Genomic DNA, 2,744 nt, shown 5'->3' with positions numbered 1-2,744 from the left:
CCCCGCCGCAGAGGCATTATGGCTCTGCGCCAAAACCCGCGGGCGATCGCCCAGCCGCCTGAGGAGCGATACGATCAGCATCATCCCTTCGCGCAGAGCCTATGCGCTGAAATACTTCGCAACCGGGTGATACACCACGATCGCCGTCGTCGATTGCTCCGGATAAAGCTGTTCGCTTTCGTCCATGTACAGCCCGATGCGCTCGGCTCCCAGCAGGTCAAGCTGCGTGTATTGATCCTGAATGTTTGGACAGGCCGGATAGCCAAAGCTATAGCGCGACCCCTGATAGCGCTGCGCCAGCACGTCGCGGATGTTGTCGGGTTCCGCCGCGCCAAAGCCCAGTTCGCGCCGAATGCGGGCGTGAACCCACTCTGCCAGCGCTTCTGCCGTCTGCACTGCCAGCCCGTGGAAGTAGAGATAGTCGGTGTATTGGTTGGCGGCGAATAGCTGCTGGGCAAATTCCGTAGCGATGTCGCCGACCGTCACCGCCTGCATGGGAAATACGTCAAACTGAGTGGCGTGGTCTTTGGGCAGGAAGAAGTCGGCAATGCAGAGGCGGCGCAGGGACTTTTGTCGGGGGAAGTGGAAGGTGGCGACGGGCTGCAAATCTTGCGGTTTCATGCCGTTTTGCACCGCAGCGGGAGCGTAGATATACAGCGAGTTGCCCTCAGCCAGGCAGGGGAAATAGCCGTAGACCACCTGCGGCCGCAGCAGGTTTTCCGCCAGCACGCGCTGTTTCCACTGCGCCAGAATGGGATAGGCCTTTTCTTGCAGGAAGGCATCATAGGCTTCGCGGGTCTGATCTTTGGGTTTGCGGAACTGCCATTGTCCGGCGATCAGCGCCTGCAAGTCCAAGTACCAGAACACATCCTCTAGCGAAATGTCCTCTGGGTTTAGGATCTGCGTGCCCCAGAAGGGCGGCGTGGGGCGGGGAATGTCGAGGGCTACGGCTTCGGAGCGCAGGGTGTCTGCGATGGCAGGAGCAGCGGGATCGTTGGCAGGCAGGGCAGTTGGAGGGGCGATCGCCTCTGTTTCTGCGTCTACCTCCGGTGCTTCAGACAACGCTGAATCCTGACCCTGCTCATCCAAAAAGCCCTGCACATCATCCCACCGGCCTGCTGCCTTCGCGGGCATCAGCTTGTCCATAAAGTGCAGATCAGAGAAGGCATCTTTGCCGTAAATCACCTTCCCCTTATAGGTGTTTTGACAATCTTCGTAGACAAACTTGGGCGTGAGCGCTGCGCCACCCAGGATAACAGGCACAGTGATGCCGCGCTCGTTAAACACTTCCAGGTTCTCTTTCATAAAGGCGGTGGACTTCACCAGCAGCCCACTCATGGCAATGCAGTCGGCCTGGTGTTCAAAGTAGGCATCAATGATGTTATCCACGGGCTGTTTGATGCCCAGGTTAATCACGCGATAGCCGTTGTTGGTGAGGATGATGTCCACCAGATTTTTGCCAATGTCATGTACATCGCCCTTCACCGTGGCAATTAGAAACGTGCCTTTGGCATTGCCGCCGGATTCTTCTTTGTCCATAAACGGCTCCAGATGCGCGACGGCAGCTTTCATCGTCTCTGCTGATTGCAGCACGAAGGGAAGCTGCATTTGTCCAGAGCCAAACAGGTCGCCGACAACCTTCATGCCATCCAGCAAGAAGGTGTTGATGATGTCCAGCGGCTTGTAGGTCTTCAGCGCTTCGGTGAGGGCTTCTTCCAGCCCAATGCGTTCGCCGTCGATGATGTGCTGCTTCAGTCGCTCCTCGATGGGCAGATCGGCGAGGGAACCGCCGGAGCGGGTGTCTTTGGCCGAAACGCCCTCGAACAGTTTGGTGAGTTCTGTCAGCGGATCGTAAACGCAGACCTCGCCTTCAAACCGCCGCTGGTCGTAGATGAGCTGGCGGCAGACTTCCTGATGCTGCGGCTCGATCTTGGCCAGGGGCAGGATTTTGGCGGCGCTGACGATCGCCCCATCCATGCCCGCTGCCGTTGCCTCATGCAGAAACATCGAGTTCAGCACGATCCGCGCTGCGGGGCTGAGGCCAAAGGAGATATTCGACACGCCCAGCAGGATGTGAACCCCTGGCAGGTTTTGGCGGATCTGGCGAATCGCTTCGATAGTGGCCTTGCCGTTTTCCCGGTCTTCCTCGATGCCTGTGGAAATGGGCAGTGCCAGCGGGTCGTAGAAGATTTCGTAGGGCGGAATGCCGTATTCCAGCGCATCGCGGTAGGCCCGTTGGGCGATCGCAAATTTCTTTTCTGCCGTCCGAGCCATGCCCTCTTCGTCGATCGTGCCCACCACAATCCCCGCACCGTAGGTCTTGGCCAGTTCCAGCACTTTGAAGAAGCGCTCGTCGCCGTCTTCGTAGTTCGTCGAGTTGAGGATGCACTTGCCGCCTGCGACTTTCAGACCCGCTTCCATCTTTTGCCATTCGGTGGAGTCTAGCATCAGCGGCAGGTTTACGTTTGTCACCAAGCGCGACACCAGTTCCCGCATGTCTCGTTCGCCGTCGCGGCCCACGTAGTCTACGTTCACATCCAGGACATGAGCCCCTTCTTTGACCTGCGATCGCGCTACGGCCACTAGCCCGTCCCAATCTTCCGCATTCAGCAACTCCCGCACCTTTTTGGAGCCGCTAGCATTCAGGCGTTCGCCAATGATCAGGAAGGAGTTGTCCTGGTCGTAGGGCTGGGCGCTGTAGATGGAGGCGGCAGCGGGGATGTAGGAGAGGGCGGGGCGGGGGG

At 58.6% G+C, this 2,744-nt stretch carries 1 protein-coding gene; it reads right to left on the bottom strand.

The features are described from left to right. Nucleotides 1–99: 99 nt before the first annotated feature. A partial coding sequence (gene metH, locus IGS51_RS17290) for a methionine synthase (protein WP_297080061.1) occupies nt 100–2,744 on the bottom strand: 2,645 nt, incomplete at its 5' end.

Source organism: Thermoleptolyngbya sp. M55_K2018_002, assembly GCF_015295965.1.
Lineage (GTDB): Bacteria > Cyanobacteriota > Cyanobacteriia > Elainellales > Elainellaceae > Thermoleptolyngbya > Thermoleptolyngbya sichuanensis.
The sequence above is the reverse complement of the archived record's forward strand: the minus strand, read 5'-3'. Positions and strand labels throughout refer to the sequence as shown.